The organism is Cellulomonas dongxiuzhuiae (assembly GCF_018623035.1).
GTDB lineage: Bacteria > Actinomycetota > Actinomycetes > Actinomycetales > Cellulomonadaceae > Cellulomonas > Cellulomonas dongxiuzhuiae.
Window position 1 is genome coordinate 3,299,140 of sequence record NZ_CP076023.1, and the last position, 25,744, is coordinate 3,324,883.

Annotated in this window: 23 protein-coding genes and 1 riboswitch; of the genes, 10 read left to right on the plus strand and 13 right to left on the minus strand. The window is 75.4% G+C overall.

What is annotated here, in order from left to right; genetic code table 11:
• Window positions 1-41: 41 nt before the first annotated feature.
• Window positions 42-773, plus strand: coding sequence for a FadR/GntR family transcriptional regulator (locus KKR89_RS14935; RefSeq protein ID WP_208196132.1), 732 nt, complete (start codon window positions 42-44; stop codon window positions 771-773).
• Window positions 774-787: 14 nt separating this feature from the next.
• Here the strand turns inward: KKR89_RS14935 and KKR89_RS14940 are convergent, their stop codons facing one another.
• The 3 genes from KKR89_RS14940 to uxaC all read right to left on the minus strand — a co-directional run bounded on the left by KKR89_RS14940 (window position 788) and on the right by uxaC (window position 4,278).
• The gene (locus tag KKR89_RS14940; RefSeq protein WP_208196133.1) at window positions 788-1,735 is read right to left on the minus strand and encodes a hypothetical protein; all 948 of its coding nucleotides are present in this window, start codon (window positions 1,733-1,735) and stop codon (window positions 788-790) included.
• 52 nt (window positions 1,736-1,787) lie between these two features.
• On the minus strand, window positions 1,788-2,699 hold the full coding sequence (locus KKR89_RS14945; protein WP_208196134.1) for an alpha/beta hydrolase: 912 nt from the start codon (window positions 2,697-2,699) through the stop codon (window positions 1,788-1,790).
• 115 nt (window positions 2,700-2,814) lie between these two features.
• Window positions 2,815-4,278, minus strand: coding sequence for a glucuronate isomerase (uxaC, locus tag KKR89_RS14950; RefSeq protein WP_208196135.1), 1,464 nt, complete (start codon window positions 4,276-4,278; stop codon window positions 2,815-2,817).
• Window positions 4,279-4,513: 235 nt separating this feature from the next.
• On the opposite strand from uxaC, the gene KKR89_RS14955 reads away from it, so the two are divergent.
• The 4 genes from KKR89_RS14955 to KKR89_RS14970 all read left to right on the plus strand — a co-directional run bounded on the left by KKR89_RS14955 (window position 4,514) and on the right by KKR89_RS14970 (window position 8,370).
• A complete protein-coding gene (locus KKR89_RS14955; protein WP_208196136.1) occupies window positions 4,514-5,500 on the plus strand; it encodes a LacI family DNA-binding transcriptional regulator in 987 nt (328 codons plus the stop codon).
• A complete protein-coding gene (locus tag KKR89_RS14960; protein WP_208196137.1) occupies window positions 5,497-7,005 on the plus strand; it encodes a mannitol dehydrogenase family protein in 1,509 nt (502 codons plus the stop codon). Before KKR89_RS14955 ends, KKR89_RS14960 begins: the two co-directional genes overlap by 4 nt.
• Window positions 7,006-7,114: 109 nt before the next feature.
• Window positions 7,115-7,660 (plus strand): septum formation family protein, encoded by a 546-nt coding sequence (locus KKR89_RS14965; RefSeq protein ID WP_208196138.1) that lies wholly within the window; start codon window positions 7,115-7,117, stop codon window positions 7,658-7,660.
• 176 nt (window positions 7,661-7,836) lie between these two features.
• Window positions 7,837-8,370, plus strand: a complete 534-nt coding sequence (locus KKR89_RS14970) for a septum formation family protein (protein WP_208196139.1) — start codon at window positions 7,837-7,839, stop codon at window positions 8,368-8,370.
• On the opposite strand, the gene KKR89_RS14975 is transcribed toward KKR89_RS14970, so the two are convergent.
• From KKR89_RS14975 to KKR89_RS15005, 7 genes are all read right to left on the minus strand, one after another.
• Window positions 8,339-9,178, minus strand: a complete 840-nt coding sequence (locus tag KKR89_RS14975; protein WP_208196140.1) for an ABC transporter ATP-binding protein — start codon at window positions 9,176-9,178, stop codon at window positions 8,339-8,341. The genes KKR89_RS14970 and KKR89_RS14975 overlap by 32 nt on opposite strands.
• Window positions 9,171-9,941 carry an ABC transporter permease gene (locus KKR89_RS14980; RefSeq protein WP_251140910.1) on the minus strand — a complete coding sequence of 257 codons (771 nt, stop codon included), beginning with the start codon at window positions 9,939-9,941 and terminating at the stop codon, window positions 9,171-9,173. The genes KKR89_RS14975 and KKR89_RS14980 overlap by 8 nt, the downstream gene beginning before the upstream one ends.
• The gene (locus KKR89_RS14985; RefSeq protein ID WP_208196141.1) at window positions 9,938-10,963 is read right to left on the minus strand and encodes an ABC transporter substrate-binding protein; all 1,026 of its coding nucleotides are present in this window, start codon (window positions 10,961-10,963) and stop codon (window positions 9,938-9,940) included. Before KKR89_RS14985 ends, KKR89_RS14980 begins: the two co-directional genes overlap by 4 nt.
• A gap of 186 nt (window positions 10,964-11,149) precedes the next feature.
• A riboswitch (TPP riboswitch) is annotated at window positions 11,150-11,243 on the minus strand.
• Window positions 11,244-11,418: 175 nt separating this feature from the next.
• The gene (locus KKR89_RS14990) at window positions 11,419-13,251 is read right to left on the minus strand and encodes an amidase family protein (protein WP_251140911.1); all 1,833 of its coding nucleotides are present in this window, start codon (window positions 13,249-13,251) and stop codon (window positions 11,419-11,421) included.
• 47 nt (window positions 13,252-13,298) lie between these two features.
• Window positions 13,299-14,045 (minus strand): cohesin domain-containing protein, encoded by a 747-nt coding sequence (locus KKR89_RS14995; RefSeq protein WP_208196143.1) that lies wholly within the window; start codon window positions 14,043-14,045, stop codon window positions 13,299-13,301.
• Between the two features lie 210 nt (window positions 14,046-14,255).
• Window positions 14,256-14,591 (minus strand): ArsR/SmtB family transcription factor, encoded by a 336-nt coding sequence (locus KKR89_RS15000; protein ID WP_251140912.1) that lies wholly within the window; start codon window positions 14,589-14,591, stop codon window positions 14,256-14,258.
• Window positions 14,588-15,058 (minus strand): SRPBCC domain-containing protein, encoded by a 471-nt coding sequence (locus tag KKR89_RS15005; RefSeq protein ID WP_208196144.1) that lies wholly within the window; start codon window positions 15,056-15,058, stop codon window positions 14,588-14,590. Before KKR89_RS15005 ends, KKR89_RS15000 begins: the two co-directional genes overlap by 4 nt.
• 173 nt (window positions 15,059-15,231) lie before the next feature.
• Here KKR89_RS15005 and KKR89_RS15010 point away from each other — a divergent pair, with 173 nt between their 5' ends.
• Window positions 15,232-16,209 carry an AEC family transporter gene (locus tag KKR89_RS15010; RefSeq protein WP_208196145.1) on the plus strand — a complete coding sequence of 326 codons (978 nt, stop codon included), beginning with the start codon at window positions 15,232-15,234 and terminating at the stop codon, window positions 16,207-16,209.
• A gap of 84 nt (window positions 16,210-16,293) precedes the next feature.
• Here KKR89_RS15010 and KKR89_RS15015 read toward each other — a convergent pair whose 3' ends face one another.
• Window positions 16,294-16,887 carry a helix-turn-helix domain-containing protein gene (locus tag KKR89_RS15015; protein ID WP_208196146.1) on the minus strand — a complete coding sequence of 198 codons (594 nt, stop codon included), beginning with the start codon at window positions 16,885-16,887 and terminating at the stop codon, window positions 16,294-16,296.
• Window positions 16,888-16,943: 56 nt separating this feature from the next.
• Here KKR89_RS15015 and KKR89_RS15020 point away from each other — a divergent pair, with 56 nt between their 5' ends.
• On the plus strand, window positions 16,944-17,903 hold the full coding sequence (locus KKR89_RS15020) for an NAD(P)/FAD-dependent oxidoreductase (protein WP_243882635.1): 960 nt from the start codon (window positions 16,944-16,946) through the stop codon (window positions 17,901-17,903).
• Window positions 17,904-17,940: 37 nt separating this feature from the next.
• Complete coding sequence (locus tag KKR89_RS15025; RefSeq protein ID WP_208196147.1) at window positions 17,941-18,561, plus strand: class I SAM-dependent methyltransferase; 621 nt, start codon at window positions 17,941-17,943, stop codon at window positions 18,559-18,561.
• A 44-nt stretch (window positions 18,562-18,605) separates the two neighbouring features.
• On the opposite strand, the gene KKR89_RS15030 is transcribed toward KKR89_RS15025, so the two are convergent.
• Window positions 18,606-20,567, minus strand: coding sequence for a beta-galactosidase (locus KKR89_RS15030; RefSeq protein ID WP_208196148.1), 1,962 nt, complete (start codon window positions 20,565-20,567; stop codon window positions 18,606-18,608).
• Window positions 20,568-20,802: 235 nt separating this feature from the next.
• Between KKR89_RS15030 and KKR89_RS15035 the strand changes: the two genes are divergently transcribed.
• The gene (locus KKR89_RS15035; protein ID WP_208196149.1) at window positions 20,803-21,582 is read left to right on the plus strand and encodes an ATP-binding cassette domain-containing protein; all 780 of its coding nucleotides are present in this window, start codon (window positions 20,803-20,805) and stop codon (window positions 21,580-21,582) included.
• A 250-nt stretch (window positions 21,583-21,832) separates the two neighbouring features.
• Here the strand turns inward: KKR89_RS15035 and KKR89_RS15040 are convergent, their stop codons facing one another.
• Window positions 21,833-24,310 carry a non-reducing end alpha-L-arabinofuranosidase family hydrolase gene (locus tag KKR89_RS15040; protein WP_208196150.1) on the minus strand — a complete coding sequence of 826 codons (2,478 nt, stop codon included), beginning with the start codon at window positions 24,308-24,310 and terminating at the stop codon, window positions 21,833-21,835.
• Window positions 24,311-24,687: 377 nt separating this feature from the next.
• On the opposite strand from KKR89_RS15040, the gene KKR89_RS15045 reads away from it, so the two are divergent.
• Window positions 24,688-25,734 (plus strand): LacI family DNA-binding transcriptional regulator, encoded by a 1,047-nt coding sequence (locus KKR89_RS15045; RefSeq protein ID WP_208196151.1) that lies wholly within the window; start codon window positions 24,688-24,690, stop codon window positions 25,732-25,734.
• Window positions 25,735-25,744 lie beyond the last annotated feature (10 nt).

Here is a 25,744-nt window from a genome sequence, read left to right on the forward strand (position 1 = left end):
CCACCCCGACCGCCGCGGCGGACGACGACGGAGACGAGCTCGTGTCACGCACCCAGGACGTCGTCGAGGACGTCCAGCGCCTCATCCTCGACGGTGGGCTGCGCCCGGGCGACCGGCTGCCGGCGGAGAAGGAGCTCGCGTCCGAGCTCGGCGTGTCGCGCGGGTCGCTGCGCGAGGGCGTGCGCGCGCTGGTCGTCCTCGGCATCCTCGAGGCCCGCCACGGCGACGGCACCTACGTCACCGCCCTCGACCCCGCGACGCTGCTCGCACCCGTCGGGTTCCTCGCCGACCTGCCGGGCGACCACGCCCCCCTGCACGCGGTGCGCGCGATGCTCGAGACCGAGGCCGCGGGCCTCGCCGCCCTGCACCTGACCGCCGCCCACGTCGCCCGGGCCCGCACCGCGCTCGACGACATGGCCCGCGCGCTCGTCGAACCCCGCCCGGAGCCCGCCCGCCTCGCCGCCGCCGACCTCGCGTTCCACCGCACCGTCGCGGAGGCGTCCGGCAACGCGGTGCTCGCGGCCCTGCTCGACGCGCTCGCCGGCGAGGGCCCGCGGCGGCGCGTCTGGGACGAGATGCACGAGCTCGCCGGCGACCGGACCCTGGAGGAGCACGACGCGATCCTGGCCGCCGTCACGGCACGCGACCCGGACCGCGCGCGGCTGCGCATGGCCATGCACATGGTCGCCGTCGAGGACCTGCTGGCGACCGCGAGCACCGACGGCCCCGCGCCGCGCCGCCGCAACCTCGCCGAGGCGGCACCGGCGCGCTGAGCCGCGCCGGCCGGTCAGCCCGTGCGCGCGTCGGTCGCCGGCCCGCACGCGGTGGTCACGTAGTCGTACAGCGCACCGCGCAGCGCGTCCGACGCCGCGACGTAGAACAGGGGCTGCTCGACGTCGTCGACCACCGCCTGCACGCCCAGCACGGTGCCCCGCTTGTCCTCGGCGATCGCGTGCAGGTCGCAGCGGGCCGGCACGGTCGCCAGCACCAGCCGCCCGTCGGGCGGCGGCACCGCCGAGTCGACGTCCACCACCCACTGCCCCGTCGAGCCCAGCGGGCGCAGCAGCGTCGTGGACTGCACCGCGACGATCCGCACGCGGGGGCCGCCCGGCACCGGCTCGACGAGCAGCGTCACGTCCGCCACCGAGGTGCCGTCGACGTCCCGCACGGCGAGCCCGTCGGCGAGCGTCACCCGCAGACCGGCGGCGACCGCCGCGGCCGCGCAGTCCTCGCCGTGGATGCGCCGCAGGTCGTCCGTCTCGTCGGTGGGAGTCACCGTGACGGTGCCGGTGCGGCCGTCGGCGGTCGTCACGTCGAGCTCGACGCGCGCACGCGGGTCGTCACCGGCCGCGGGACCGCACACGGCCGCGCCGAGCGCGACCCGCACGCGTCGCATGCGGCTCGCGTCGACGTCGCGGCCCTCCTCGGACTCCCCCGACACGAAGGCGCTGGTCAGGCGCGCGCGGGCGATGCTGACGTCGACCGGTCCGGTGTTGCGGACCTGCAGCTCCACGACCCGCGCGACGCGGTCGCTCCGGGCCTGCGCGACCTCGACGTCGAACGTGACCGAGCTCGGCAGCGGACCGCGCGACGTCAGGGACGTCGGCACGGACGACGAGCCGGCGGCCGTCGGTGGCGGGCCGCCGACGCCGCACGCCGCGAGCGCGAGCACCCCCACGACGACCAGCCCGGCCGGCGTGCCGCCGACCCCGGACGCGCGCCTGCCACCGGCCATGCCCGAGCGTCCCACGTCCCGGCCCGCCCTCGGGAGCCCCCGGTGCGCGCGGTCAGTCCCCGACGAGGCCGCGGGCGAGGAAGTCGATGGACTCCCCGATCGCCGGCAGCGCGGGCACGGGCGGGATGTCGAGGTGCCCGTGCAGCATGCCTGCGGCGACCATCTCGCGCGTGGGGACGCCCGCGTCCTGCAGCTGCAGCAGGAACATCTCGCCCGACGGCCGCAGGTCGTCGACCTCGCTCACCACCACCGACGTCGGCGGCAGGCCCGCGACGTCCCCGTTGCCCGCCATCGCCTCGGCGGGGAACCCGGACAGGCGGCCCAGGTAGGTGCGCGTCATGTCGAGCATGGGCGCGGGAAGGAACCGGATGCCGCGCGGCAGCCGGCGCAGGTCGTCGACCTGCTCGTCGGGCAGCGCGGGCGACGGGAAGTGCATGCCCGGGTAGGCCAGCAGCAGCGCGTCGGGCGCGCGCGTGCCGCGGTCCCGCACGCGCACGGCGACGCCTCCGGTGAGGGCCGCGCCCGCGGACGCACCGCCGAGCCCCAGCCGCGTCACGCCCAGCGCCGGCGCCTCGCGGACGAACCAGGTCCACGCCGCGTGGACGTCGTCGAGCGGGATCGGGTAACCGGCGCCGGGCGTCGCGAGCCGGTACCCGACCGACGCGACGACGATCCCGTGCCGCGCCGCGAGCTCCGCGGACACCACGTGCGCCTCGCACATGTCGAGGTCGCCGTACGCGAACCCGCCGCCGTGCGCCCAGACCAGACCGGCCCCCGACGCCGGGCGGGCGGACGGCCGGTACAACCGCACCGCCACGGGCCCGTGCGGCCCGTCGACCGTGAGGTCCTCGACGTGGACGTCGGGGAGCCGGTACCCGGCGGACAGCGTCGCGGTGCCCGCGGCCCAGGAGTCCCAGTCCGTGACGGTGCGCAGCAGGTCGGAGAGCAGGGGGTGGATCGACATGGTCGCCGATGCTTGCACATCCGGGCCCGTCGGGACGCGCACGAGGTCCGACCGGGCTGCTCTCTCACGCCCCGGGGGGGTGACGGGATCGCTCTCTCGCGGGGGAAGGGGGGTGTCAGGAGGGGTGGGGGGTGCCGTCCGGCTCGTGCCGGGCGTACGCGCGGCGCGGCAGGCCGTAGGCGAGGTCGACGGCGGTCTCGAGCGCCTCGTCGAGGTCGAGCCGGTGCTCGACGACGAGCCGCGCGAGGAAGCCCGCGTCGATGCGACGCGACAGGTCGTGCCGCGCCGGGATGGACAGGAACGCGCGGGTGTCGTCGACGAAGCCCGTCGTGTTGGCGAACCCGGCCGTGTCGGTGACCGCCTCCCGGAACCGGCGCATGCCGTCGGGGCTGTCGAGGAACCACCAGGGCGCCCCCAGGCGCAGCGCCGGGTACACGCCCGCCAGCGGCGCGAGCTCGCGGCTGAACGTGTCCTCGTCGAGGGTGAACACCACGAGGCGCAGGCCGGGGTGGTGGCCGAAGGCCGTCAGGAGCGGACGCAGCGCGTGGACGTACTCGGTCGCGACGGGGATGTCGTAGCCCACGTCGTGCCCGCGGGACGCCATGACGTGCGGGTCGTGGTCGCGCAGCGCACCCGGGTGCAGCTGCATGACCAGACCGTCCTGCGTCGACATGCGCGCCATCTCGAACAGCATGTGGGCGGAGAAAGCGCGCGCCGCGGCGGGGTCCACGTCGCCCCGCAGCGCGGAGGCGAAGACGGCCGAGGCGTCGGTCTCGGACATCGGCGTCGTGTCGGCCAGCAGGTGGCCGTGGTCGGTGGCGCGTGCGCCCGCCTCGACGAACGCCCAGCGGCGGGTCTCGAGCGCCCGCAGGAAGTCCCGGTACGACCCGACGGGCACCCCGGCCCGCTCCCCCAGCAGCGCCACGTCGTCGGCCCAGCCCGGGCGGTCGACGTGCAGCACCGCGTCCGGCCGGAAGGTCGGGACGACCCGCTCACCCCAGCCGCGGGTGGCGAGGTCGGCGTGGTCGGCCAGGTCCGCCGACGCCGGGTCGGTCGTCGCGATGATCTCGATGCCGAACCGGTCGAGCAGCGCCAGCGGGCGGAAGCCCGGCTCGCGCAGGCGCTCGGCGACCGTGTCGTAGGCGGCGTCCGCCGTGGCCGCCGAGAGCCGCTCGGTCACACCGAGCACCTCGACGAGCACGTGCTCCAGCCAGAAGCGCGTCGGCGTCCCGCGGAACAGGTGCCAGTGGGCGGCGAACGTCCGCCAGATCTCGCGCGGGTCGCTCTCGACCGCACCGCCGTCGCGTCGCGGCACGCCCAGCGCGTCGTGCGGGACGCCCTGCGACACGAGCATGCGCACGAGGTAGTGGTCGGGGACGACGAGCAGCGAGGCGGGGTCGCCGAAGGCCTCGTCGCGGGCCAGCACGCCCGCGTCGACGTGGCCGTGCATCGAGACGATCGGCAGGTGCGCCGTCGCCTCGAGGATCTGCCGGGCGACCGGTCGGGTCACGGGGTCGGCCGGCAGCGCGCGGTCGGGGTGCAGCGCCCAGCCGGGAGCAGCGGCTGCGGGGTCGGGCATGGGATCCTCCAGCGCCGGGCCGCGGCAGCGCGGCGTGGCGCTGCGGCGGTGCGGACGACGGGGGTCGCCCACCTCGGTGAATACGTTTGCAGACCGACCCTGCCACCCGTGTGCCGCCGATGCAAGAACGGTCGGTCCCCGTTGCCCAGGCTGGTCGGACCGTGATGAAATCGGTTTCATCGCATGTCCGCCCCCGCCCGCCCGGCGTCCGGCACCCGACGCGACAGGAGCTCCCATGGCCGTCACGCTGCGCGACGTCGCACGTGCCGCCGGTGTCTCCGCCGCGACGGCCTCGCGCGCGCTGTCCGCCCCCGACCTCGTCGCCCCCGAGCGCCGCGAGCTCGTCCGTCGCGTGGCCCGCGAGCTCGGCTACCGGCCCAACCGGGCGGCGCGCGAGCTCATCACCGGCCGCAGCGGCTACCTCTGCCTCCTCGTGCCCGACCTGGAGAACCCCTTCTTCGCGGCCGTCGCCAAGGCCGTGCAGTCCCGCGCCCGCGCGTCGGGCCACGCGGTCGTCGTCGCCGACGCCGAGGAGGACCCGCTGCTCGAGGCCGAGCTCGTCGCGCAGCTCGGCGCGCAGGCCGACGGCGTCCTGCTGTGCTCGCCCCGCATGTCGGACGACCACCTCGCCGCGGTCGCCGCCGACGGACGCCCCGTGCTGCTCGTCAACCGCGAGGGAGCCGGGGTGCCCTCGGTCGTCGTCGACAACCGCGACGGCGTGCGGCAGGCCGTGCGGCACCTGCACGCCCTCGGCCACCGCCGGATCGCCTACGCGGGCGGACCCGCCGGGTCGTGGTCCGACGCCCGTCGTCGCGACGGGCTGCAGTCGCTCGGCCCCGACGTCGAGGTGCTCGACCTCGGGGCGCACCCGCCGGCCTTCGCCGGAGGCGTCGGAGCCGCCGACCTGGCCGTCGCGAGCGGCGCGACGGCGGTCCTGGCCCACAACGACCTCATGGCCCTCGGCCTCATCGACCGGCTGCGCGCGCGTGGCGTACGGGTCCCCGACGACATGTCGGTGGTGGGGTTCGACGACGTCCCGGTCGCGACCCTGGTGAACCCCGCGCTCACGACGGTCGCGATGCCCCTGGCACGCCTGGGCCGGACCGCCGTCGACCTGCTCCTCGTCCCCCGCGAGCCCGGGGCCCCCACCACCGTCCTGCCCGTCGAGCTCGTGGTGCGTGGCACCACCGCGCCACCACCCCAGAACTCGGAGCCCCGATGACCCTGCCCCGCCTGTCCGCCGCCACCTGGGCGGACCGCGCCGCCCGCGGCCTCCCCGACGAGGTCCGCGGACCGGCGGTCGACCCCGCCACGCTGACGATCGGCCAGGTGCACCTGGGCATCGGCGCCTTCCACCGCGCCCACCAGGCCGTGTGCGCCGAGGACGCGGCCGCCGCGACCGGTGAGACCGGCTGGGGGCTGCTCGGCGTCACGCAGCGCAGCGCGCGGGTCGCCGACCAGCTGGGACCGCAGGACGGCCTGTACGGCGTCCTGACGACGGGCGCGGACGCCACGTCCCTGCGGGTCGTCGGCGCGGTCCGCGGCGTCGCCTTCCCGGGGCGTGACACCGCCCTCGTGCTCGACACCGTCGCGGCGCCGACGACGCACGTCGTGAGCCTCACGGTCACCGAGAAGGGCTACCGCCGCGCGCCCGACGGCCGGCTCGACACCGCGGCGCACGACGTGGCGGCGGACCTGGCGTCGGCGACCGGCGAGCTCCGCCACGACGACGACGCCGCGACGCTGACACCCATCGGCCTGCTCGTGCGCGGGCTCGTGCGGCGGCACCGCACGTCGGGCGCTCCCCTGACCGTGGTCAGCTGCGACAACCTCACCGACAACGGCGCCGTGCTCGCGGGCCTGGTCACGCAGGCGCTGGCCGCCGTCCCGGGGTCGGACGACGTCGCCGCGTGGGTCGCCTCCTGCGTCCGGTTCCCCTCCAGCATGGTCGACCGGATCGTGCCGGCGACGAGCGGCGCCCACCGCGCCGAGGCCGAGGCTCTGCTGGGGCTGCACGACGAGGCGCTCGTCGCCGGTGAGCCCTACTTCCAGTGGGTGGTCGAGGACGACTTCGCCGGTCCGCGGCCCGCGTGGGAGCACGCCGGTGCGACGTTCACGCACGACGTCGCACCCTTCGAGCGGGCCAAGCTGCGCATCCTCAACGCGACGCACTCGACGCTGGCGTACCACGGGGCGCTGCGCGGCTACGCGACCATCGCCGAGGCCGTCGCCGACCCGGACCTGGAGGCGCTCGTCCGTGCGCTCGTCGACGAGGACGTGCTGCCCACGCTCGTCGCGCCCGACGGCCTGGACCTGCCCGCCTACCGCGACGAGGTGCTGCACCGCTTTGCCAACCCCCGCACCGGGCACACGACCCTGCAGGTCGCGATGGACGGCTCGCAGAAGCTGCCCGTGCGGCTGCTCGGGACCGTCGCCGACCGGCTCGCGGCCGGCAGCGTGCCGCACGCGGCCGCGCGCGCGGTCGCGGGCTGGGTCGCCTACCTGCGCGCCACGACGACGGGCGAGCTCGTCGTGGCCGGCCGCCGCGTGACGCTCGACGACCCGCTGGCCGCCCTCCTGGCCGATGCGGTGACCGGCCCGGACCCCACCGACCGGGTCCTCGCGCTGCGTGAGGTCTTCCCCGAGCAGGTCGCGGCGTCGAGCGCGTTCCGCGACGCGGTGCGAGCGGAGCTGCGCGACCTGACCCCGGCAGCGGCCGTGCGCTGAGGAGCATGGCGGCTCCCACGCGCCACGACACAGCCGGCATCCAGGAAGCTCGCGGAAAAGGTCGAAAACCGGGCACACCGGACCCCCGGTTGCTGGTTCACTACTCGCCGTGACCACGCGATCCTTCCGCTTCCTGACCGCCCCCGTGCTCGCCGTCGCGCTCGCGGCGGCCCTCACCGGCTGCGGCGTCCTCGACTCCGTCCTGGGTGACAGCCCCGAGCCCGCGCAGCGCGACGAGCCCGGCGGTGAGATCACCGCCTCGGCCGAGGCCGACGTCTTCTCCCTGCAGCTCGGCGACTGCTTCGACTACGCAGCCCTGTCCGAGGCGACGGAGATCTCCTCGGTGTCGACCATCCCGTGCGGTGACCCGCACGACGCGGAGATCTACGCCGAGACCACCCTCACCGAGGAGCAGTTCCAGTCCGACCTGGCCCTGACGACCGCCGGGGACACCGAGACACCGACCGTCGCGGACCAGTTCTGCTACGACGCCTTCGCGGGCTTCGTCGGCAAGGCCTACGAGGAGTCCACCCTCGACTACACCCTCTTCTCCCCCTCCGAGGAGGGTTGGGAGCAGGGCGACGACGTCGTCCAGTGCATCGTCCTGCACCCGGACGGCGGGTTCACGGGGTCGATGCGCGACTCCACGCTCTGACGTCGGCGGCTCCCACCGTCACCCGACCTCGTCACCCCTTCCCGACGGCACCACGCCCGCTCACCGGTCGCCGTCGGGGAGGGTGACGCACCCCACAGCCGATTCCCAGGTCTTCATCCCGTCCGGCACGCCCGATCGGTCCGGGACAGGCGCCCGGCGCTGGTTCACTGCTCGGCATGAGCCCTCGTCCCCTCCGTTTCCTGACCGTCCCCCTCCTGGCCGCGACCCTCGCGGCCACCCTCACCGGCTGCGGGATCCTCGGTGACACCGCCGAGCCCGCGCAGCGCGACGAGCCGGGCGGCGAGATCACCGCATCGGCCGAGGCCGACGTCTTCTCCCTGCAGCTCGGCGACTGCTTCGACTACGCCGCCCTCTCCGAGGCGACCTCGATCTCGTCGGTGTCGACCATCCCGTGCGGCGACCCGCACGACGCGGAGATCTACGCCGAGACGACCCTCACCGAGGAGCAGTTCCGCTCCGACCTCGCCCTGACGGAGGCCGCGGACGCCACGACGCCGACCGTCGCCGAGCAGTTCTGCTACGACGCCTTCGCGGGCTTCGTCGGCAAGGCCTACGAGGAGTCCACCCTCGACTACACCCTCTTCTCCCCCTCCGAAGAGGGCTGGGCGCAGGGCGACGACGTCGTCCAGTGCATCCTCCTGCACCCCGACGCCGACATCACGGGGTCGATGCGCGACTCGGCGCTCTGACACCGGGCGTCCCCCGGCCGCCTACCGGCGCGCCGGGGGCGTCCTGCCCGTCGAGGACCCCCAGACCCGCGAGCACCTCGGCCTCGACGCGCCGGGTCCCGGCGCCTAGGGCTGCCGGGTGCCGCGGGTGCGGGTCGTCCACGACGTGACGGACCGCCACGCGGGCGGGCCGGTCGGACAGGCGCACGACCTCGTCCGCGAGGGTCACGGCCTCGCGCACGTCGTGGGTCACCATGACGACGGTCCAGCGGTGCGCGGCCCACGTCGCGGCGAGCCAGCGCTGCAGGTGCAGCCGGGTGAGCGCGTCGAGCGCGCCGAACGGCTCGTCCAGCAGCAGGACGTCGCGGCCCTGCACGACCGTGCGGGCCAGCGCGGCGCGCTGGCGCAAGCCCCCGGACAGCTCCGAGGGGCGCGCGTCGGCGTGCTCGGCGAGGCCGAACCCGGCGAGCAGGTCCCGCACGCGCGCCCGCGCCTCGCGGCGGCGCAGCCCCTGCACCTGGAGCCCGAGGGCGACGTTGTCGACGACCGTGCGCCACTCGAGCAGCAGGTCGTCCTGGGGCATCCACGCGGCGTGGCCCGTGGTGCCCGTGACGTCGCGCCCGTCGAGCAGCACCTGCCCGCGGTCCGGGTGCCGCAGCCCCGCGACGACGCCCAGCAGCGTGCTCTTGCCGCAGCCCGACGGGCCGACGACGCACGTGAAGGAGCCGCGCTCGACGCGCAGGTCGACGCCCGCCAGGACCGCCCGCGGCCCCCCGGGCGCGGGCAGCGCGAGGTGCACGTCGCGGACCTGCAGCAGCGCGTCACCCACGACGCACCCGCCGGGGCCGCGCCCACGGCACGACCAGGCGCTCGACGCCGCACGTCAGCGCGTACAGGACGAGCGTGAGCGCGGCGCACACCCCGACCGCGGCGAGGACGAGGTCGGTGCGGAACGCCGCGCGCTGCATCGTCATGTAGGTGCCCAGCCCCTGCACGGCGCCCGCGTACTCCGCGACCACGGCGCCGACCACCGCGTACGTCACGGCGATGCGCAGGGCCGTGAAGAAGCGCGGCATCGCGGCGGGCAGGCGCACGTGCACGAACTCCTGCCGGCGGCTCGCCCCCATCGTCGCCAGCAGCGCCGACGCGCCGGGGCCGGCCGCCGCGAACCCCTCGACCAGGCCCAGCGCGACCGGGAAGAACGTCACGAGCGTCACGACGAGGACCTTGGGCGCCAGCCCGAACCCGAACCACAGCACCAGCAGCGGCGCGACGACGAGCACGGGCACGGTCTGCGACGCGACCAGCAGCGGCACGACGCCCGCCCGCAGGCGCGGCAGCCGGTCGAGCGTCACGGCGAGCGCCCCCGCGACCACCACCGAGACCGCGAACCCCACGAGCGTCACCGTGAGCGTCGCGCCCGTGTGCCCCGCCAGGGTCTCGCGGTGGGTCCACGCCTGCTGCGCGACCCGCGCCGGCGACGGCAGCAGGCGGGGCGCCACGCCGCCCGTCGCGACGACGACCTGCCAGGCCGCGAGCAGCGCGAGGACGCCCAGGCCCACGGGGGCCAGCCGCCCGGGCGTGCCCGTCACGACCCGCCGCCGAGGTCGACGTGGTAGGTCGCCCAGTCGGGGCGACGCGTCAGCGGCTCGCCGTCCGGGCCGCTGAGCAGCCCCTGGTCGAACAGGAAGTCGCCGTACCCCGCGAGCTGTGCGGTGTCGATGCCGCCGACCGTGCCGTCGTCGGCGCGCATGTAGTCGCGCGCGAGCAGGCGCTGGCTCTCCACCACCATGGCGGGGTCCGCGAACGCGTCGGGGTGCGCGGCGACGAGGATCTCCGCGGCCTCGTCCGGGTGGTCCGCCGCGTACGCGTAGCCCCGGCGCAGCGCGTCGACGAACGCGGCCGCCGCCTGGGGCTCCTCGGCCACCCAGGACCGACGGGCGTCGACGAGCACCGCGTACGCGTCGGGGAACCCGTAGTCGGTGTACCGGAAGTACCGCAGCGGCGTCCCCAGCCGCTGCGCCTCGAGCCCCTCCCACGCGACGAACGGGATCGCGACGTCGGCCTCCCCCGCGTACAGCGCGGCGTACGCGCTGGTCCCCAGGGTGACCGACGTGAGATCACCGCGGCCGCCGTCGGCGCGGATCACCGCCTGCAGCAGCGGCACCTCCGCGGGGCCGCCGAACCCGGCGTAGACGCGCCCGTCGAGGTCGCGGGGCCGGGTGATCGTCGTGTCGTCGGCGCGCACGCCGATCGCCGACGCCCAGTGCTGCAGCGGCGCGAGCACCGCGACCACGTCGGCACCGGCCGCCTGCGCGAGGACGGAGTCGCCGTGGAAGCTGATGCCCGCCTCGGCGGCGCCGGCGTCGATGAGCGCGTCGGGCTGGACGGCTGTGGAGGGCAGCACCTGGACGTCGAGGCCCGCGTCGTCGAACCAGCCCTTGGCGAGGGCGACCTCGAGGCCGGTGTGGTTGGTGTTGGGGGTCCAGTCGAGCGCGAACCGCACGACCGTGCGGTCGGCTGCGGCGGCGGTGCCGCGTCCGTCGGTACAGGCGGCCGACGCGAGCACGACGGCGATGAGGGCGACGGTCGGGGCGAGACGGGGTCGAGGCATGGGAGTCTCCGGATGGCCGAGGTGGCGGGGCGTGCGGGCACGGCGCAGCGACGCCACGCGGCCACGGACGTGGGCGCGGGCGCGGGTGGGACCGACGGGTGCGACCGATGAGGCAGGGACGCGGCGGCGTCAGGTGGCGGCGGGCCCCCGGCGTCGGTGCGGGTGGGCGTGCAGCGGTGGACGCATGGGAGACATGCGCGACATCCCTTCGCTAGTGCGACCTAGATCAGGTTCGACGGGTGTGATCTCAGCCGCTGGTGCGGCACCCCGTGTCACGACGCATCGACCCTAGCCAGGCCCGTCGCGCACGTCGCGGTCCCGTCCGCACTGTGGTCCGCCGACCGCCCCGCCGGCCACGGGCCCGGCCGGCTCCGGACGCACGACGACCCCCGACCGGGGTGCCCGGTCGGGGGTCGTCCTGCCCGTGGTGCCGCGGGCGTCCCGCGGCGGCGTGCTCAGCCGAGCGGGCCGTACAGCGCAGGCGACGTGCGCGCCCGCGTGGTCTGCTCGAAGTCGTACGCGAGGCCCAGGAGCGTGCCCTCGTCGAACGCGCGACCGACCAGCTCGAGGTTGACCCCCGCGCCCGTGATCGTGGCGTCGGCCGCGGTCGCCTGTCCCATCGGCACCGTCACGGCCGGCAGACCCGAGTTGGGGCTCAGCCGCATGTTGGTGCTGTGCGTGCCGTAGGGCGTGCCGCTCGGGTACGCCATGGCGTCGAGGTCGAGGTCGTCGAGCAGCTGCGTGACGAACGTGCGCCCGTTCGCGAGCGCCCGGGTGTGCGAGCCCTGCGGACCCGCCCACGCCTCGTACTGCTCGTCCGTGACGGCGGCCCGCTGCAGGTACGTGCTCCGGCGGGACGTCACATAGTGGCCGCCCGCGAGGATGTCCTCGATCGTGCGCGCCTGCACCGCGGGCGACAGGTGCCGCTCGACGTACCCGGCGAGGTCCCGACGGAACTCGTCGGTGCTGCCGCTCGGCTCGGCGAGCACCGCGTTGAGCTCCGCGGACGACGGCACCTCGACGAGCGTGGCGCCGCGCGCCTCGAGCGCCGCACGGGCCTCGGCCCACAGCCGCACCGTGGTGCGGTTGGTGCCGATCATCGACGGCAGGTACCCGATGCGGGCGCCGTCGAGCGCGTCGGCGTCCAGCGACGCGGCGTACGACTCGGGGACGAGCCCGGCCTGCGAGGCCGTCACCGGGTCCGCGTCGTCGACGCCCACGACGGCGTCGAGCGCGACCGCCGCGTCGAGCACGGAGCGCGCCATCGGCCCGCCGGTGTCCTGGCTGAGCGCGAGCGGGATGATCCCGTCGCGGCTCGCGAGGCCGACGGTGGGACGCACACCCACCAGCTGGTTGTACGACGACGGCACGCGGATCGAGCCACCGGTGTCGGTGCCGAACCCGATGCCGGCGAGGTTCGCCGCGATCGCGGCACCCGTGCCACCACTGGAGCCGCCCGCGCTGCGCGACGTGGCGTACGGGCTGGCGATGCGCACCGTGCCGCCCACCGGCAGGCCCGCCGAGTACTCGGAGACGAACCCGTACGCGAACTCGTCGAGGCCCGCCTTGGCCAGGACCACCGCGCCGGCCTCCCGCAGGCCCGCGACCATCGTCGCGTCCGTCGTCGTCTGGTTGTCCTGCCAGCAGCCGCAGCCGCCCGTGGTGGGCATGTCGAGGGTGTCGTAGTTGTCCTTCACGGCCACCGGCACGCCGAGCAGGGGGCTGGTCATGCCGTGCGCGGCACGCTCGGCGTCGGCGGCGGCCGCCGCGGCGAGCGCGACGTCGCTGACGGCGATGATCGAGCTGAGCGGCCGGCCGCCCGCCCCGGTGTCGACGAGCGTGTCGTCGTACGCCGTGATCCGCTCGAGGTAGGCCTGCGTGATCTCGACGGACGTCGTGACGCCCGCGTTCATCGCGGCCTGCATGTCCAGGACGCTCGCCTCGACCAGCTCGAACGCGCCGTCGTCGTACACCATGCGCTGGGAGACCTGGGCGAGGTCCGTGAGCGTGAGGGTCCCGTCGCCGTCCACGTCGGCGACCGCGACCTCGGTCCAGCCGGACGAGCCGGCGGTCGCACCGAGGTGCGCGGCGACGACGTCGAGGTCGGCGGTGGTGACCTGGCGGTCGCCGGTCACGTCGAGCTCGGTGAGGTACGGGGTGAGGAAGGCTCCGCCCGGCGCGGCGGCGGCCGGTGCGGCGGTGGCGGGTGCCGCGACGGCCCCCGCCAGGGCGAGGGCGCCCGTCACCGCGACGGCGGTGACGCTGCGGCGCAGCTGCGGTCGGTCCACGGGTCGGCTCCTGCGGGTCGGGTCGGTCGGGGCGGTGCCGGGGCGGCTCATCGGGCGGCCGCCGTCCGGCGACGCACGAGGAACGCACCGAGCGCGACCGCACCGAGCGCGAGCGCGAGCAGGCCACCCACCTGGGCGCCGGTCGCGCTCAGGGTCCCGGTGCCCGGACCGGACGCCGCAGCGCCGGCCGTCGCGGACGGCGACGGCACGGGAGCGGTCGCCTCGGGGGTGGTCGTCGGGGTCGGGGGCGTCGCCGTCGGGCCGGGCGTCGTCGTCGGGCCGGGCGTCGGCGCGGGCGCGACCTCGACGGCGACGGACGTCACGTCCGCGGCGGCGACCGTGGCCCCGTCGGAGCCGACGAGCGTCAGGCCCGACAGCGTGACCGTCGCCGTGCCGCCGGCGAGCGTGCGCAGGCGCACCGTCGTGGCGACCGTGCCCGTGAGGCCCGGGGACGCACCGAGCCGCGTGTGCCGCACCGTCACCGAGCCGGTGCCGCTCGTGACGTCGTCGAACCCGCCGTCGGGCGCGTCCGTCACGGAGTCGAACGCGAGGAGCGCGGGGTCGAAGGTGAGCGTCGCCTCGTACGCGTACAGGTCGGTGACGTCCAGCAGGTCCAGCCGGACGTCGACGGTCGCCCCGGCGGTCACGGGCCCGGTGGGGACGGCGAGCGTGGCCTCGTCGACGGTGGGGGCGGCAGCGGCGGGGACCGCCGTCAGGAGGGTGAGACCGAGGACGGCGAGGGCGGCGTGCAGGGCACGTCGCCTCGGCCTCGACCCGGGGGTGCGGTCGCGCATGAGGGCGGTGTTCCTTCCGAGCAGACGGCACGCACCGGCGGACCGGTGCGTGCCGTGAGAAGCGCCCCCTGCGCTCCTGCAGGCTCGCAGCGCGGTGTTTCGTGCCGGTTGCCGTCGCGTTGCCACCCGGGCCGCCGGGCACCGCTCAGGTCACGATCGCATGGCCCGTCCGGACATCCCGGACGAACCGCCCGGCGCTCACCTCGGCACTCACCCCGGCGGCGCCTCCGCGAGGCGTGCGATCGCGGCCAGCCGCTCGTCCCAGCGGGCACCGACGGCCTCGAGCGTGCGCGCGAGCAGCCCGAGGCGCGCGCCGACCGCCCGGTACCGCACCTCGCGCCCGGCCCGGACGGGCTCGACCAGCCCGACCTCGGCCAGCACGGCCAGGTGCTTGGCGATGGCCTGGCGGCTCACCGGCAGGCGCTCGGCCAGCGCGGACGCGGACGCCTCACCGCGCCCGACCTCGGTGAGCACCTGCCACCGGGTCTCGTCGCCCAGCGCGGCGCACACCGCGACGACGTCCGTCGCGCCGCTCGCGGACGTCACACCGCCACCCCGCCGGCGACGAGCGCCACGAGCTCGTCGAGCTCGGCCGTCCAGCCGTCGCGGTGGTCCGCGAGCTGGCGCAGCCGCTCGTCACCGAGCCTGTCGAAGCCCGTCTCGACGACCGTGAGCAGCGTCCCGGTGCCGTCGGGCACGAGCGTGAAGGTCGCGGTCAGCTCGCTGGCGGGGTCCAGGTCACCTCCGCAGCCGGGCCACGCGAAGGCGAAGCGGCGCGGCGGGTCGTAGGCCTCGATCCGCAGCGGGACGTCGTGCTCGCCGTCCCACCCGAGGGTGCCGGTGCCACCGACGCGCAGGTCCGGCAGCGAGGCGCGCTGCCCGAACCACCGGGCGACGAGGTCCTCGCGTGTGAGGACCTCGAACACGCGGGCGGGCGGGGCGTCGACGCGGACCGTGCGGGTGACGCTCGAGGTGGTGTCGTCGACGAGCGCGGTGGTCTGGTGAGCGGTCATGGCTGCCTCCTTGGTGCAACTCTTCTGTTGCAGACAGCCTGCACCCGTCGGCGCCGTGACGCAACCCCTAGGTTGCATGTGCGGAGACCGCGTCGCGCCTGCCGCCGCCGGCCCCGTGCGAGGATCGGCGCCGTGACACCGAGCGCCTCGTCGGCCCCGCTGCGGACGCGCTGATGTCGGCCGTCCTCGGCGCGCTGGGCACGATGGGCGCCGTCGTCGGGCTCGGCTGGGCGCTGGGCCGGTGGCGCGTCCTCGGCGAGCGGGCGGCGCCGGTGCTGGCGCGCGTCGTCTTCGCCGTCGCGACGCCCGCGCTCCTCGTCTCGACCGTCGCGCACGCCGACCTGCACCTGCTCGCGTCACGGACGGCCCTCGTCACGTGGCTGAGCACGACGGTGGTGGCCGTGCTGGCCGTCGTCGTCCTGCGCCTCGTGTGGCACCGGCCGGCCGCCGACGTCACGGTCGGCACGCTCGCGTCCTCGTACGTCAACGCCGGCAACATCGGCCTGCCGCTGGCCGTCTACCTGCTCGACGACCCCGTCGCCGTCGTCCCGACGCTGCTCTTCCAGCTCCTGGTCCTGGCGCCCGTCGCGTTCGCCGTCCTCGACGCCCGACCCACCCCGCCCCTGGAGACCGACCCGGGTGACGCCCCGGCCCCCGCGCCGGGCGGCCGCGTTCCGCTCGCGATGCGCCTCGAGACGGTCGTGCGGCGCACGCTGAGCAACCCGATCATCCTCGCGACGCTCACCGGGCTCGTGCTCGCCGCGCTGCCGTGGTCGCTGCCCGAGGTCGTCCTGCAGCCGTTCGCGCTGGTCGGGGCCGCGGCCGCACCGCTCGCGCTCATCACGTTCGGCATGTCGCTCGCGGTGCCACGCACGACCGGTGGGGCGGCGCCGCGGCGGGACCTCGCCCTGGCCGTCGGGCTGCGGTCGGTCGTCCACCCCGTCCTGACCTGGGGCGTCGGGAGCGCGCTCGGGCTGCCGGCGCCCGCGCTGCTGGCCGTCGTCGCGATGGCTGCGCTGCCGACCGCGCAGAACGTGCTGGTCTACGCGATGCGGTACCGCCACGGCGAGGCGCTCGCACGCGACACGGGCCTGGTCACGACGATCCTGTGCGTCCCGGTGCTGCTGGTCGTCGCGGCGACGCTCGGCTGAGCCGCCGAGACCGGCCGCGGTCGTCGACCGGGCGCCGGAGGACGACCCGGCCCGGTCTCGCGCTTCGGCCGTCCCACGTCGTGGTCAGTCCCTGCGGCGGGGGCGCGCGCGGACGTGCATGCGCTCGCCCTGCGGCCCGTAGAGGGCGAGCACCTCGACGGGGCCGTCGGACACGTTGCCCAGCCAGTGCGGGACGCGCGTGTCGAACTCGGCGGCCTCGCCGGCGACGAGGTCGAGCGACCGGCCCCCGAGCACCAGGCGCAGCGTGCCGCTCAGCACGTAGAGCCACTCGTAGCCCTCGTGGACCCGCGGCTCGCCGACCTCGGGCGGTGTGCGCGGCGGGTACTCGAGCCGGTACGCGTGGGGACCCTCGCCACGGCGGCTGAGCGGGACGTACGTGACGCCGTGGCGGACCGTCGGGTGCGGCGCCACCCGCGGGTCGTCGCCCGCGGGGACGTCGACCAGCTCGTCGATCGTCACCTCGTGGAACCGTGCGAGGGGCAGCAGCAGCTCGAGCGTGGGGCGGCGCCGGGCGGACTCCAGGCGCGACAGCGTGCTGACGGAGATGCCGGTGACGCCCGCGACGTCGGCGAGCGTCGACCCGCGGTGCTCGCGCAGCGCACGGAGCCGGGGGCCGACCGTTCCCAGCACCGTGTCGAGATCATCCATGCCCACCATTTGCCGTCTCGGCAACTGCACTTGTCAACCAGCGCCGCTTCCCGCACGCTCGGAGCATGCCGATCGAGACCGCCTCGCCCGTCGACGTCCTCGTGCTCGGCGGCGGTGCCGCCGGGCTCTCCGCCGCTCTGTGCCTCGGCCGCTCGCGTCGCAGCGTGCGCGTCCTGGACGCCGGCGAGCCCCGCAACGCGCCGTCGCCGCACGCGCACAACCTGCTCACGCACGACGGCACGCCGCCTGCCGAGCTCCTCGCTGCGGGCCGCGCCGAGGTCGAACGCTACGGTGTCGAGCTCGTCACCGCGCGGGCAGTGGACGCCCGTCGCCTGCCCGGCGACGAGCCCGCCTTCGAGGTCCGCACGTCCGACGGCACGACGCACCGCGCCCGGCGCCTCGTGCTCACCTCGGGCCTGCGCGACGAGCTGCCGGACGTGCCCGGGCTGCGCGAGCGGTGGGGCCGCGACGTCCTGCACTGCCCGTACTGCCACGGCTGGGAGGTGCGGGACCGCCGCCTCGCGGTGCTCGCCCCGGGGTCGTCGGTCGTCCACCGCGCCCTGCTGACGCGGCAGCTCAGCGACGACGTCACGGTCGTGCTGCACGACGCCGTCGAGCTCGACGCCGACGCCCGCGCCGACCTCGCGGCCCGCGGCGTGCGGGTGGTCGCCGGACGCGCCACCGGCGTGCGGGTCGAGGACGACGCCCTGACGGGACTGACGCTCGCGGACGGGACGACGGTCGCGTGCGACGCCGTCTTCGTCGCCCCGCGCGCCGTCCTCGACGACGCGCTCGTCGACGGCCTCGGCCTCGAGACCCACGCGGTCGGCGACACCGACGAGGACCTCGGCCGCGGCGTGACCGTCGACGGCACGGGTGCCGCGTCCGTCCCGGGCGTGTGGGCGGCCGGCAACGTCGCCGGGCCGCACCACGCGCTGGCGTCGAGCATCGCCGCGGGCTCGGCCGTCGGCGCCCAGGCCAACCTGTCGCTCGTTACGGCCGACCTCGCCGCCGCCCGTGCCTGACGCAGCGCACCCGCGACCCGTACCCGAGGAGACCACCGTGACCGACGACATCTCGTCCGCCGACGAGCTCGACCCGACCTGGTGGGAGGAGCGCTACCGGACGTTCGACCGCATGTGGAGCGGTCACGTCAACCCGTCCCTCGCGCAGGTCGCCGCGGACCAGGCACCCGGCACCGCGCTCGACGCGGGCGCCGGTGAGGGTGCCGACGCCATCTGGCTCGCCGAGCACGGGTGGCGCGTGACGGCCGTCGACGCGTCGCAGACGGCGCTGGACCGCGGCGCCGCGCAGGCCGCCGCACGCGGGCTGGAGGTCACCTGGGTCCAGGCCGACCTGCGCACGTGGACGCCCGCCGAGCGGTACGACCTGGTGACGTCGCACTACCTGCACGCCGAGGGCGGACGCGGCTGGGCGTGGCTCGCGGACGCGGTCGCGCCGGGCGGCACGCTGCTGGTCGTCGGGCACGACCCGTCGGACCTGGACGGACCCGTGCCGCGGCCGCACCTCGCGCGGCTCGGTCACACCGCCGAGCAGGTCGCCGCGGACCTGGACCCGGCGCAGTGGTCGTCGATCGAGGCGCAGGTCGTCGAGCGGCCACACCGGCACGACGGTGCCGAGGTCGTCGTGCGCGACGCGGTGCTGGTGGCGCGCCGCCGCTGAGCCGGCGACGTGAGGGGTTGCCGTCGTCAGGCGACGGGAACCCCTCACGCCGGGTCGGCGGGCAGCACCCTCGCGTCGTGGGCGTCCAGATCGGTGCGGGTCCCCGCGACGTCGACGCTCACCGGGGCGCCGGTGTGGTTCACGACGACGAGGCGGTCGCCGCGCCGCACGGCCTCGACGCCCTCGACGGGGGCGGCGAACAACGACGCCACGTCGGCCTCACCCAGCACGCGGTCGACCAGCGCGTCGAGCACGTCGGCCGCCGGCTGCGTCGCGACGTACCAGGCGACGCCGTCACCGTGCTCGCGCCGCGTCACGGCCGCACCGCCCGCGGCGTACCCGTCGGCGAAGGTCGCGACGACCTCGGCGTCGTCCACGACCAGCACGTCCTGCCACAGGGACGCCGCACCCGCGAGCCCACCGGCGAGCCGCAGCGCGGGCCCGGGCGTGCCGCCGGGGCCGGCCGTCGGCGCGAGCTCCTCGACCCGCACGCCGAGCGTCCCCTGCAGCGGACCGAGGTACCCGCCCAGGTAGACCCGCAGGTCCTCGTCGACCACGGCGGACGCGTACGTGACGACCAGGTGCCCGCCCCCGCGCACGTACGCGTCCAGCGCCTCGAGGTGCGCGCGCCGCGCGACGTGCAGGACGGGCGCGACGACGAGGTCGTAGCCCACGACGTCGGCACCGGCCGGCACGACGTCGACCGTGACCCCGCGCCGCAGGAACGGCGCGTACCAGTCGAGGAACCGCTCGACGTACCCGACGCGCGTCGGCACCGCACCCTGCTCGAGCGCCCACCACGAGTCCCAGTCCAGGACGACCGCGACGTGCGCCGTCACGCGCGTGCCGACCAGGTCCGCCAGACCGGTCAGCTCCTCCCCGAGGGCGACGACGTCCCGGAACACCCGGGACTGCGGCCCGGCGTGCGGCACCATCGCCGAGTGGAACCGCTCGGCGCCGGACGCCGACTGCCGCCACTGGAAGTGCAGGACGCCGTCCGCGCCGCGCGCGACCGCCTGCAGGGACTGCGCCCGGTGCTGGCCGCGGGGACGCGGCGCGTTGCGCGCACGCCAGTTCACGGCGCCGGTCGCCTGCTCCATGAGCAGCCACGGCCGACCGCCCCCGAGGCCGCGCACGAGGTCGCGCTGCGCGGCGAGCCGCACGTACGCGGCGGGGTCGACGGGGTCCGGGTACGCGTCGTCGCTGACGACGTCGACGTACGGCGCCCAGGCCCAGTAGTCGGCCCCCTCGAAGAACCCCATGAAGTTGGTGGTGATCGGCACGTCGGGGCTGTAGCGGCGGATCACCTCGACCTCCGCCCGGTGCAGCGCGAGCATCGCGTCGGAGCTGAAGCGCCGGAAGTCGAGCACCTGCGTCGGGTTGCGGGTGGCCGGCGCGGCGGACGGCACGCCGACCTCGTCGAAGGACCCGTACCGCTGGGACCAGAACTCGGTGCCCCACGCACGGTTGAGCTCCTCGACGTCGCCGTAGCGGCGCGCGAGCCACGTGCGGAAGGCCGCGGCGCTGTGGGCGTCGTACGAGCGCGACACCTGGCAGCCGTACTCGTTGTTGACGTGCCACATCTCCAGGGCCGGGTGGTCGGCGTACCGCGAGGCGACCTGCTCGACCAGCGCGAGAGCGTGCCGCAGGTAGTCCGGGGACGACGGCGAGTACTGCTGCCGCGACCCGAAGGCCAGGCGCACGCCGTCCTCGGTGACGGGCAGCGAGTCGGGGTACCGCGCGGCGAACCACGCGGGGGGTGATGCCGTCGCGGTCGCCAGCACCACGCGCACGCCACCGGCGTGCAGGCGCCCGAGCACGTCGTCCAGCCACGCGAAGTCGTACTCACCGGGACGCGGCTCGAGGCGCGACCAGGAGAACACCCCGACCGTGGCGGTCGTGACGTGGGCGTCGCGCATGAGGCGCACGTCCTCGTCCCAGACGTCCTGCGACCACTGCTCCGGGTTGTAGTCGGCGCCGTAGCGGATGCGGGCGTCAGCGGGCACGGGGTCCTCCTGGGGCGCGCGACGTCGCGCGGGCGTGGACGGGCCGCAGCGGCGTCGTCGCCGGCGGCCCGGGGCGCCGCCGGCGGCGTCTCGGACGGTTGCCCGTGCACGCTAGCACCGGGACCGACCGCCGAATCCGACGACGGATCGTGGGATCCGACCGCCCTGGTCGTACGTTGGGACCGGCAAGCGGCGTCGGACCGGCGCCCACGACGAGACGAGACGAGCACCACGCATGAGCAGCGCCCCCGCAGTCCTCGAGGCCACCGACGTCTGGGCCGGGTACGGCGGCCCGCCCGTGCTGGCGGGCGTCGAGCTCACGCTGCGCCCCGGCGACGCGATCGGCGTGCTCGGCCGCTCGGGCGTGGGCAAGTCGACGCTGGTGGAGATCCTCGGCGGCGGCATGCGGCCCGCGCAGGGGCACGTGACGCTCGGCGGTGTCCCCGTCGCCAAGACGCCCCGGCGCAAGCGCAAGGACGTCAAGGCCCGCCTGCGCACCGTGCACCAGAACGGCATCGCGGGCGTCGACATCCAGCGCACCGTCGAGGAGACGATCCTCGACGCGTTCAAGGAGGCCCGCAAGGCCGGTCGGACCACGAGCAACGACGTCGAGGCCGCGCTCGCCGTCGTCGGCCTGCCCATCCGGTTCGTCACGCGGCGGGTCGGGACGCTGTCCGGCGGCGAGCGGCAGCGCATCGCCATCGCGCGCGCGCTGGCGACCCGCCCGGACCTCCTGCTCCTCGACGAGCCGCTGACGGCCGTCGACCAGTCGATGCGCGAGGAGATCGCCGACGACATCCGTGCGCTCGTGCGCACCGACGGCATCGGGCTGCTCGTCGCGTCGCACGACGTGCGTCTGCTGGACCGGCTCACGGACCACGTGCTCGTCCTGGCGGAGGGGCGCATCGTGGAGTCGGGGCCGCTGCGCGAGGTCCTGCGGGCGCCGCAGCACCCCGACACGCAGGCCCTCGTCGAGGCGCTGCCGGACGTGGTCGGCGGGCAGCCGCCGCGCTGAGCCTGCCGGTCGCGGCCCGATCGCCGGTCGAGCGCCGGCGCTCCCCGGGGCGTTGGGAGGGGATCGCCGACCCCCCGGGGGAGCGTGCGGCCGGCGCTCGTCGCGGGCAGCGGGTGGCCGGGCGGCCCCCCGCGCCGCCCGGCCCGCCCGGGTCCGAGATCCCGGGCCGCGCCCGACCGCCGCCGCCCCTGGGGCGACGGCCGGGCGTGTCGTGCGTCGGTCGGGTGTCCGGCCCGCCGACGGTCATGGGCTACCGCTGCATCGTCAGCAGGCCCGGTCGGTACGGCAGGCGACCGTAGTCGCCGCCCGAGCTCGGGCTGCGGCCCTGGTAGAGCAGACGCAGGTTGCACGGGTCGACCGTCATGGTCTGGTCCGCGCTGACCCGCAGCAGCTCGCCGTGGCTGATGTCGTTGGTCCACGTGGCGCCCGAGTTGGCCTTGCCCGCGAACGGGTTCGACTCGCTCGCGGCCTGCGGGGTCCAGGTCCCGTCGAGGCTCGTGGCCGTGAAGGACCGGAAGTAGCGGCCCTGCGAGCCCATGGCCTCGACGATCATGAGGTAGCGCTGCTGGCCCTGGAGCTTGTAGACCTGCACCGCCTCGAACAGGTTGGCCTGCGTGTCGGTCATGATCGTCTGGTAGCTGGAACCGAAGCTGCCGGGGAAGTTCCCGATCGGCATCGAGGCCCGGTAGATGTTGCCGTTGTCACCGGCGAAGAACAGGTACATGTTGCGGTCGTCACCGATGAGCGCCTGGTCGATGGGGCCGGTGCCGGAGTTCGAGATCGACCCGGTGAACAGGTTCTGGTGCGCCGACCAGCTGTTCACGTCGGTCGGGTTGGTCGACGTCCGGTAGGAGAACGCGGGACCGCCCCACTGGTAGGCCAGGACCCACACGTTCTTCGGGGCGAAGTAGAACAGCGACGGTGCGACCGCGCTGAACGGCATCGCGTTCTGGCTCGCCGAGCCCATCTGCGAGTAGTTCGTGAACAGGCCGAAGTTCATCGACCCCCACGACTCGCCGTTGTCGTGCGTCGTGGCGTACACGAGCTGCTGCCCGTTGTACGGCGCGACCGTGAAGTCCTTGAGCGACACCCAGCCGGACCGCGGCTGCGCGAGCACCCCGGAGTCCGACCAGCGGTAGGACGACGGCAGGTTGCACGTGGGCTGCGTCGTGGGCGTGGGCGACACGGTCGGCGTCGGTGACACCGTCGGGGTGGGCGAGACCGAGGGTGTCGCCGTCGGCGTCGGCGACACGGTCGGGGTCGGCGACCGCGTGGGGGTCACCGCACCGTTGCAGCCGGCACCGTTGAGGGTGAACGCCGTGGGCACGGGGTTGTCGCTGCCGGAGAACACGCCGTTGAAGCCGAGCTGCACCGTGCCGCCGGACGGGACGGATCCGTTGTAGTCGGCGTTGCGGATGCTCACCTGGTTGCCGGTCTGGGTCGTGACGCCGCTCCACGACTGCTGGACGCTCTGGTTGCCGGGGAACGCGAACGCGAGGGTCCAGCCGCTGAGCGCGGCACCGTGGTTCGTGATCCGGATGTCACCCGTGAACCCGCCCGGCCACTGCGCCGTGACCCTGTACTCGACCGTGCACGCGCCGGTGCCCGGGTTCTGCGTGGGCGTGGCCGACGGCGTCGGGGTCGCCGACGGCGTCGGGCTCACGGACGGCGTGGGCGTCGCGGACCGTGTGGGTGTCGGCGTCGGCGACTGCGTGGGCGGCGCCGCGTTCAGCGCGTCGAGGACCGCGGTGTAGGCGGCCTTCTTGTTGCCGAAGCTGTCGAAGAGCAGCGGGTTGGCACCCGTGCGCCACGAGTCGTTGTCACGGACGCCCCACACCGTGATGCCGGTGCAGCGCGCGACGGCGAGGCACGCCTGCGTGACCTGCCGGTACGCGTTGGCCTGGTTGCCGCCCTGCTCGATGTCGAGCTCGGTGATCTGCACGTCGACCCCGAGGTCGGCGAACCGCTGGAGGTTGGCCTGGTAGTCGCTCGGGACGCCCGTGCCCAGGTGGGACTGGAAGCCGACGCAGTCGATCGGCACGCCGCGCGACTTGAAGTCGCGCACCATGTTGTAGACGCCGGTCGACTTCGCGTTGATGCCGTCGGTGTTGTAGTCGTTGTAGCAGAGCTTGGCGCCCGGGTCGGCGGCGCGGGCGGCGCGGAACGCGGCCTCGATCCAGTCGTTGCCGGTGCGCTGCAGGTTGGAGTCGCGCCGGCTGCCGCGGCCGTCGTCGGCGAAGGCCTCGTTGACGACGTCCCAGCTGTGGATCTTGCCCCGGAAGTGGGTCGCGACCTGCGTGACGTGGTTGATGAGGGCGTTGCGCAGGGTGCTGCCGGACATGTTCTGCATCCAGCCGGGCTGCTGCTGGTGCCACGCGAGCGTGTGCCCGCGGACCTGCTTGCCCTTGCCGAGCGCGTAGCTGACGATCCGGTCGCCGTTGGTGTAGCTGAACTGGTTCTGGTTCGGCTCCGTGGCGTCCATCTTCATCTCGTTCTCGGCCACGATCGAGCTGAACTCACGGTCGACGATGCCCATGTAGGTGCCGTCGTTCATCTTGCCCGCGGCGATCGCCACGCCGAAGTAGCGCCCGCTCTGCTGGGCGGCCGCACCGAGGGTGCCGGCCGCGGCATGCGCCGGCAGCGCGGTGAGCACACCCGTGAGGGTCAGTGCGGCGACCGAGGTCGCGGCGACGAGCACCCTGCGGGCCCGTCGCGATGTGTTCTGCATGCGTCGCCCTCTCTGCTTGCACCCGCCGACGGCGGCGGATGGCCCGGACCGGCGACGGGCACTCCCCACCGGCCGACCACGCCCCGTTCCGCGGTGCGTGCCGGCCTTGCGCGCACCCTCTGCCGCGGGGCCGGACGTCCTCGTCCGGCGCGCGCGACCGAGGGAGCGGAGAGGTCCCGTCAGCCGTTGTGTACGTTCACAATCGCATGATGGAGCGGGACGCAGCAGGGCTCGTCGCACGGCGAATCGTTTAGCGATCCACCTGTGGGCGGGTCGTGGCCGGGCGCGGGCGCGGACCCCCCGCCCCCGTTAGCATCGGCGACGGCCCTCCGACGAGGCCGAACGGCCGGCGACGCACGAGGAACGGGTGGGCGTCGATGACGAGCAGCGGTCACGGCCCGGCCCGGCGCCCGTCGATCACCGACGTCGCGCGCCGCGCGGGGGTCTCCGTGGGCACCGTGTCGAACGTGCTCAACCGGCCCGACCAGGTGGCACCTGCCACCCGTGGACGCGTGCTGGCGAGCATCGAGGAGCTCGGGTTCGTCCGCAACGCCTCCGCGCGCCAGCTGCGCGTCGGGGCCGCCCAGACCATCGGCGTCATCGTCCTGGACATGGCCAACCCGTTCTTCACCGAGATCGCCCGCGGCATCGAGGACCGGATCTCTCCCGACCAGTACACGCTCCTGCTGTCGTCGTCCGACGACGACCCCGCGCGCGAGGCCCGCTACCTGCGGCTGCACGAGGAGCACGGCGTGCACGGCCTCGTCGTCAGCCCTGCCCGCACGTCGCTCGACGCGATCCTCGCGATGCGCGAGCGCGGCGTGCACATCGTCCTGCTCGACGTGCCCCGCCACCCGGTGCCGATCTCGTGCGTCGGCGTCGACGACGTGCGCGGCGCGCAGCTCGCGGTCGAGCACCTGCTGGCACTGGGCCACCGCCGCCTCGGCTTCGTCAACGGCCCCGACACGGTCGGCCAGTGCGCCGCACGACGCGAGGGAGCCGTCGCCGCGCTGACCGCCGCCGGTCTCGACCCGCAGGACGCGCTCGTCGAGGTGACCGTGCCGGCGCTCGACCTCGACGCGGGTGCAGCCGGCATGGCCCGGCTGCTGGCGCTGCCGTCGGCGCGCCGACCGACCGCGACGCTCTGCGCCAACGACCTGGCGGCCGTGGGCGCCCTGCGCACGCTGCGCCGCGCCGGGGTCGCCGTGCCCGAGGACATGGCGGTCGTCGGCTACGACGACATCCCGGTCGCGAGCATGCTCGCGGTCCCCCTGACCACGGTGCGCCAGCCCACGCACACCCTCGGCTGGACGGCCGCCGACCTGCTGCTGCGCGAGGCCGCCGGCGGCCCGGACGCGGCGCCCGAGCGCGTCGTGTTCCAGCCCGAGCTCGTCGTGCGCGAGAGCTCGGGCGCCGCGCGCTGACGCGCGGGCC